Below are 6,586 nucleotides of genomic sequence, written 5' to 3'. Positions count from 1 at the left end.
CCCCCCAGGGGGGGCGGGCCGGATCGGGGTGGGGGCTGGTCAGATCAGTCCGGGGTGCCGCTCTGGGGGGCGCGTCGTGCGCTCTGCCCAGCGGGCCGCGTTGCCCTGCTGGCTGCTCTTGCGGCCGTGGCAGTCGGCGCACAGTGCCTGCAGCATCTCGGGTCTGTGGTCCATGCGGTCGCCTATGTGGTCGACCTGGTTCGCCCATCGTCCGCATACGTGTCCGTTGATGCGGTTGCGGCATCGGTGCTCGTCGCGGTTGAGGACGAACGGCCGGATGACGGTGTACCAGTCGGCCGGCAGTTCGGCTCGTCGGTTGCTGCCTGCCCATCCGCCGCTCACTGTTGCCCGCCTGTCCGTGCGTCGTCGTCTTCGTACTCGGCGCCTCGGTTGTCGTCGTAGGGCTCGGCGCGTTCGGTGTCGCTGCCGAGTGTGGTGCCGTCGAGGGTGAAGCCGAAGGGGGTGGTGTCGGCCGGGGTGGTGGCCTCGGTGGTGGGGGTGGTGTCGGGCGTGGGGGTGGTGTCGACTGTGGGGGGTGTCGTGCTGGCCCGGGGGGTGGTGCGGATGTCCAGGGTGATGCGGATGCGCACGTGTCCCCCCGGGGTGTTGGTCAGTCGGTGGTGATGCCGGTGGCCTCGCCGTTGACGAGCGTCGCGAACACGCGGGCCTGCGGCTCCTTCTTCGCGTCGACGGGGTAGAGCAGTACGCCGTCGGGGTGCTCGATGGTGATGTACAGCTTCTGCTCGTCCTTCTTCAGCCACAGGGCGAAGATCCCGGTGAGGGCGACGCGGGTTGCGGTGATGCGTTTCCGCGCGTGCTCGCCGAGTTCGATGGTGACGGTTGAGCCGTCGACGGGGATCGAGCCTTGGCCGGCCTGGTGGAACTTGCCGCCGAGGACGTTGACGCCGGCTGCGGCGGCGGCGACGCGGATGCGGCTGAGGCGCTTGGCGGCGGCTTTCTCGTCGTCGGTCTTCTTCTTTCCGAACACTGGCGGGTCCCCTCCTGAGTGCGAGGGTCCATCGTGCCTTGTGTGCTCGGGGTGTTGGTAGGCCGATGTGCGGATCAGATGCGGGACGGCCAGCACCAGTTGCCGGGCTCGTCGCCCTCGGCTCGCGAGGTGGCCCAGTACGTGTCGTTGCCGTCGAGCTGCACCTGCAGGTTGCAGGTGATGGTGCTCTCTTCCCACACGCGGACGATGGTCGCGGGGAACACGTCGCCTTCGGTCGCATGGTTGCCGACGTGGCCGACGAACCCGGTCTGGTCGTCGGCGCTGCGGCTCTCGTGGAAGTCCTTGCGTCGGCGGTTGATGTCGGCGGCGTCCTGTGCGGCGAGTCGGTAGTGGACGATGCGGCCGATGCTGGGCTGTGACATGGCGGTGCCTTCCGGTGTGGTGGGAAGGGCGCGCGGGGCGGGCAGCAAACCCGCCAGAGTTCGTATCGGTGTCCGCCCCGCGCGGGTCTGTGGAATGACGAGCGCCCCCGGCCGGTGTCGGCTCTGGGGGCGCTGTCGGAGTGTGTGTTTCGGCGTTTGGGCATGCCGGTGTAGCCCCAAGATTGGCGACACCTCGCCGGGATTGCAAGCCCAGATTTCGAGTTGGCGGCGACTGAGAGAGCGCTTCGGGCTCGCCCGCTACTACCGGTGGATCTCTCTCTACCCCCGCCATAGACCGGAGGGGAGGGGAGGGGAACACGCGCGCGCGAGGGACCGAGGAGTCCCCCGGGGACACAACGCGGTGACCTGCGGTGATGTGTTTCAAATCGTCGCCGGATCTGATTCGGATTCGATTCAAATCTCGTTCGGATTTGATTCGGATTCGCTTCGGATTGCTCTCGGATCGCTTCGGAACGCCCCGTTCCGGGGGTGCGGCGAGGGGGTGCGGACGCTCGTTACCGCCGGGTACGAATGTGTCACAACTCACAATCGGGTGTTGCCCGTTGTGTACCGTTCGCCCGAGTCGAGGAACGGCGACGCCCCGCCCGGCGGGTGCCGAACGGGGCGTCGGATGGTTCGTCAAGAGGTCTACGGGCGCCACTCGTCGCGGTAGCCGGGGCGGTCCGCGTACGGCAGCGCGAGCAGCCGCAGAACGTCGCCGATCTCGCCTTGCAGGGCGCGCGCACGCGATCGGTTCTCGGCGCTCACCGGGTTGCGAACCTGCTCGCGCAGGTCGGTGTACTGGCGTAGTACGCCTCGCTTCGCCTCGACCTCGGCGAGCACGCGCGCCGGATCATGGCGGGCGATGTGCTCGGCGGTCTCGTTGTAGTCGGCGCTGGCAGCCGCATGCCCTACAGCCATCCCGATGCCCAGCCGGTTGGACGGCGGTGACGGGTCCAGTACGCGCTGCCCCATCGTTGTCCAGGGGCCATCCGTCGCGGCCCGCGCGGTCCGCTCGTCGTCGTCGAGCTGCTCGCGCAGCCACTGCAGGAACTCGTCGTTCATGGGCTGATCCTCTCGTGACGGCGCCCCGTACCGCGAGCGTGCGGTACGGGGCGCAGGGGCGGGATTACTCGTGCTCGACCGTGACGACGAGCTGCTGCAGCTTCCCACCGAACGACAGGCGACCGGTGGGGATGTCCGAGCCGGTCGCGCCGGCCGCGTAGGCGTCGGCGACGAACTGTGCGATCTCTTCGAGGGTCATGAACTTGCCCGCGGGCACGTGCTCGATCTTCTTCGGCATCTGTCCTCCTACTTCCGCGGGCCGTTCTGCGAGCGCCATCCTGCCAGCATCCCGCGGTTGTTCGTGATGTACGTCGGGCCCTGCCCCGCGCCATGGCGGCCGGAGGGGACCACGGCCCACGCGACCGCGCACACCGCGGCGGCGGCGAGGAGCTGCACGAGCGAGCCGACGAGTATCTGCAGCGCCTGCATGCCGAAGTAGCAGCCCACGCCCGCGCCGGCGGCGAGGACGCCCTTGGCGGCGGTGCGTTGCGCCTGCGGGTCGAGTCCGGATGGTGCGGGCGGTGCCACGGGCGTGGCCGGCTCGTACTGGGGGCCGTACTGGGCATGCAGCATGCCGTCGACGCGCACGTACCCGATGACGCGCATGCCGGGCGGGGGTGCGGGGGCGAGCCGCTGCTCGGCGGCCGGGATGACCGCGTTCGGGTACAGGGTGCGCGGGGCGGGCTCGGCGGGCCGTGTGGTGGGCAGGTCGGGGTGCATGGCGGGGTCCTAGCTCGTGGCGGGGCGGTCTTCGATGTGGTCGCCGACGGCGTGCAGCAGCATCCCGAGCCGGTCGACGCCGAGCCCGGCGAGCAGGATGACGACGAGGTGCGATCCGGGCATGTCGAGGTGAAGCGTGCCGGGTTCGAGGTTGAGCAGTACGGCGGCGATGGGCCCGAGTGGAGCCGCGATTCGTACGGTGCTGCCGGTTCCTCGTACGGCTCGGGCAGTGCGGCGTCGGGCGGGGGTCCGCTGCGTCATGACGAGGTGTCTCCGTTCGCGGGGCGCACGGCATACCGGCCGTACGACGGCTTGTGCACGCGGGGGTCGGCGCCGAGCCACCGGCCGATCGTCGCGGCGTGCGGCACCTCGACGTCGGGGTGCCGCTGCTTGATCACGTCGCGGATGGCCTCGGGCCCGATCCCGGCCGGGCCGGCCTTCGTGACGATCTCGTACACGAGCGGGTACCGCGGGTCGCTGCTCGGCTGGTCGCCGTTGGCGTCGCCGAGGGCGGCGGGTGGCTTGTAGCCGAACGACGCCTCGAAGATGGCGCGGGCCTGCTCTTCGAGGTCGGGATCGTGGTTGGTGGCGTCGCCGATCTCCCCGCGGATGCGGCGCACCGCGGCGTCGGCGTCAGCGAGCGCGTTGTCGGTGTCCGTGGAGGCTGCGGCCGCGGCCGGCTTGCCCCACCCGGCGGTGGGGTCGGTCCATCCCTCGCGGACGGCCCGCTGCTCGGGCGCGGCCTCGGTGGCGGCCGGTGCGGGTGCCGGGCCGATGCCGAACAGGTGGTCGGTGTTCTCCCACCTGCGCTCGTACGACTCGCCTGCAGCGCGCAGCGACAGCTCATCGAGGACGGGCCGCCGCTCGCACGTCGCCTCAACGACCCGTGCGATCACGGTCGGCACGATCCGGTACGCCTGGAAAGGGCGGGCGGGCTGGTCGAGGACCTTGTACGCGCCGGTGCCCGGTGTGGGCATGTCCTGCGGGGTGATCCGGTCGGCCCACCCCATGAGGTAGTTCAGCTCCCGCTCGTCGCCCTGCATGGCGACTTTGAGCCCGGACTGCACGACGAGCTGCGGCTCTTCGAGGACATCCGCTGTGGCACGGAGCGCGGTCATCATCGTGTTGCAGGCGACCGCGCGCGCGAGTTCGACGACCCGCAGCAGCGTGTCACCGGCCTTGCGCAGCGTCGGGTTCTTCCGCGCCTTCGAGCTGTACAACTCGGCGATTTCGTCGCCGTTCACGATGATCGCGGGCACCTCGGGCGACACGGGCAGCTTGTCGTCGTCGTGCTCGATCTGCAGGTCGGCGTACCCGGGCTTCCGTGCCTTCGCGATCCGCAGCAGGGCCTCGGCCATGGCGAGCACCTTCTCGGGGGTGTCCGCGACCCAGTCGATCGGCGGCCGGCCCGGGCGCCCGGCCTTGTGCCACGCCCGCAGCCAGGGCAGGGCGACGCCGCCGCCGTTCAGGTCGATGACCCACGACAGGGCGTCGTCCATGCGCTGCTGCCCGGCGATCCACACGTGCAGCAGGTTCGTCTTGCCGGATCCGCGGCGGGCCGACGCGATCGCGGACAGCTCGCGGCACACGGCGCCGGCCGGGCTGCCGTCGCGGTGCACGCCCCACAGCAGGGGGTCGTTGTACGAGCGGGTCGAGTAGTCGTCGGGGTACATGCGAGGCTCGCCCGCAACGACCTGGTTCTGCGTCTCGATGTTCGCGAGGAAACTGCCGCGGTCGGCGCCCTCGATGACCTCGACGGTGCAGCCGTGCGGCAGCCGCGCATCCCCGGCGAGCCCGTCCTGCACGCGCTGCACGTGCCGCCACGTGTACCCGCCCTCGGGCAGGCGGCCTTCGAGGGTGAACCCGCCGCCGTGCTCCCACATCTCGACGCCGACGACCTGCACACCTTCGAGCCCGGCGACCCGGTCGAACCTGGCCTGCCACTCGGCGGCGAGCGCCCGGTACCGGTGCTGCAGGTGCGCGTGCGCTTCGGCCGCGGCCTCGGCGGTCCGTGCCGCGTCCCGGCGGCGGCGCGCGGCCCGGGTCCCGGTCATGGCGGCGCCGAGCGCGACCGCCCCGGCGCCGAGCGCGGCGAGCCGCTCACCCGACCACGGGCCGACCGTCATCGCCCACGAGCACCAGCCGCCCGCGCCGAGCCATGCGGCGGCGCGCAGCACCAGGTCGCCCCGGCCGGCGCCGGCCCGGCGGCCCGCGATGTGCGAGCCGACGAGTCCGGCACCAGCGACGGCGGCACCCCACCAGGGGGCGACGCCGGCCGCGGCTGCCGCGTAGGAGACGGCGAGCGCGGAACCGGCGGCGCTGATCGGTGCGGTGTACGGGCCGTGCCCCGACTCCCAGTCGATGTGCACTGGTCTGCCTTTCACAGAGAGGTGTCGATGTTCGCGCGGACGTCCCACTCGGCCTCGGCGTGCACGCCCTTGCGCGGGTTCTGCAGCCGCTCGATGTCGACGGCGTGCAACTGCCGGAACGCGGGCGCCAGTTCGCGGGCGAGTTCCGACGCCTTCATCTGCAGGTTGTAGATGTTCTGCATCAGCTCGACGATCCGCGGGTCGAGGGGCTGCTCCTGGTCGGCGCGCGCCGTGGTGATCCGCATCGCGTTCGCGACGTGTTCGAGGGCGTCGGGCAGGGCGGCGAAGTCCCGGCCGACCTGCATCATGCCGTCGGGCTTGTACGTGCTGGCGATGCGCTCCAGCTCCATCGCGGGCGCGAGGAAGTGATGACCGGACATGGACTGTGCTCCCGAGGTCGAGGGGGATCCGCCGGCGGTTGCCGGGCGGCGTACGGATGTGGCGACGGGCGCCGGGGTGTTGGCCACGGCCGGGCCGGTCATGGACGGCCCGTTCGCGGCTTTGCGGGCGGCACGACGTCGGCGCAGCCGCTGCCAGACGGCGCGCAGCGTGTCGAGGCCGGCGCGGAAGCTGGCGCCCCACACCGCGGCGGCGACGCCCGCGAGTCCGGCGAGGGCGCCGTGCACGAGGGCGGACGCGGCCTTGCCGGTGCGGCGGGCGATGGCTCGGCGAGCCTGGGCGGTGTTCCGCCAGAGCGCGGCCGCGGGGGCGGCGAGCCGGCGGGCGGTGCGCCCTGCTCGGCGTGCGGTGTGGGCGAGGGTGCGCCCCGTCGCCCGGAGGGCGCGCCCTGCGCCGGCCATGCCGCGGCGGGCGGCGGACGCGGCGGGGCGGACCTTGCCGAGCAGCCCGCCCCGGCGGGGCGTGCGGGGCGCGGTCGAGGGCGAGCCGCTGCTCGTGTGGGGGCGGCGGTGCTTCCCTCCGCCCTGCCCTCCGCCGAGCCGGGGCGACTTGATCCGCCCTGCGCCCCGGCCGAGCAGGCTGCCGAGGGCGCCCTGCCGGGTCCGCCCCGACAGTCGGGGCGTCTGCCCGCCCCGCCCCGCCGAGGGCGCCCTGCCGGGTCC

The 6,586-nt window shown here is 72.3% G+C and carries 9 protein-coding genes and 1 pseudogene; all 10 read right to left on the bottom strand.

The genetic code is table 11. The features are described 5' to 3' along the window. Nucleotides 1-39: 39 nt before the first annotated feature. The gene (locus tag IG88_RS0137330) at nt 40-342 is read right to left on the bottom strand and encodes a hypothetical protein (protein ID WP_031051168.1); all 303 of its coding nucleotides are present in this window, start codon (nt 340-342) and stop codon (nt 40-42) included. Then, entirely contained in the window at nt 339-590 is a 252-nt protein-coding gene (locus IG88_RS0137325) for a hypothetical protein (protein WP_031051165.1), read from the bottom strand. The genes IG88_RS0137330 and IG88_RS0137325 overlap by 4 nt, the downstream gene beginning before the upstream one ends. 20 nt (nt 591-610) lie before the next feature. Then, nucleotides 611-988 carry a hypothetical protein gene (locus IG88_RS0137320; RefSeq protein ID WP_031051162.1) on the bottom strand — a complete coding sequence of 126 codons (378 nt, stop codon included), beginning with the start codon at nt 986-988 and terminating at the stop codon, nt 611-613. A 74-nt stretch (nt 989-1,062) separates the two neighbouring features. After that, the gene (locus IG88_RS0137315) at nt 1,063-1,371 is read right to left on the bottom strand and encodes a hypothetical protein (protein ID WP_031051161.1); all 309 of its coding nucleotides are present in this window, start codon (nt 1,369-1,371) and stop codon (nt 1,063-1,065) included. Nucleotides 1,372-2,019: 648 nt separating this feature from the next. Beyond that, nucleotides 2,020-2,436 (bottom strand): DUF6221 family protein, encoded by a 417-nt coding sequence (locus tag IG88_RS0137310; protein ID WP_031051159.1) that lies wholly within the window; start codon nt 2,434-2,436, stop codon nt 2,020-2,022. A gap of 64 nt (nt 2,437-2,500) precedes the next feature. After that, a complete protein-coding gene (locus tag IG88_RS43635; RefSeq protein ID WP_158854228.1) occupies nt 2,501-2,674 on the bottom strand; it encodes a hypothetical protein in 174 nt (57 codons plus the stop codon). An 8-nt stretch (nt 2,675-2,682) separates the two neighbouring features. Further along, nucleotides 2,683-3,156, bottom strand: coding sequence for a hypothetical protein (locus tag IG88_RS0137300; protein WP_031051158.1), 474 nt, complete (start codon nt 3,154-3,156; stop codon nt 2,683-2,685). A 9-nt stretch (nt 3,157-3,165) separates the two neighbouring features. Beyond that, on the bottom strand, nt 3,166-3,417 hold the full coding sequence (locus tag IG88_RS0137295; protein ID WP_031051155.1) for a hypothetical protein: 252 nt from the start codon (nt 3,415-3,417) through the stop codon (nt 3,166-3,168). Then, complete coding sequence (locus IG88_RS0137290; RefSeq protein WP_158854225.1) at nt 3,414-5,540, bottom strand: hypothetical protein; 2,127 nt, start codon at nt 5,538-5,540, stop codon at nt 3,414-3,416. The genes IG88_RS0137295 and IG88_RS0137290 overlap by 4 nt, the downstream gene beginning before the upstream one ends. Next, a pseudogene (locus IG88_RS40525) lies at nt 5,537-6,586 on the bottom strand (hypothetical protein); the annotation flags it as partial. The gene IG88_RS0137290 and the pseudogene IG88_RS40525, both read right to left, overlap by 4 nt.

Source organism: Streptomyces sp. NRRL F-5650, from assembly GCF_000721365.1.
GTDB lineage: Bacteria > Actinomycetota > Actinomycetes > Streptomycetales > Streptomycetaceae > Streptomyces > Streptomyces ardesiacus.
This window is presented reverse-complemented; position numbering and strand designations above follow the sequence as displayed.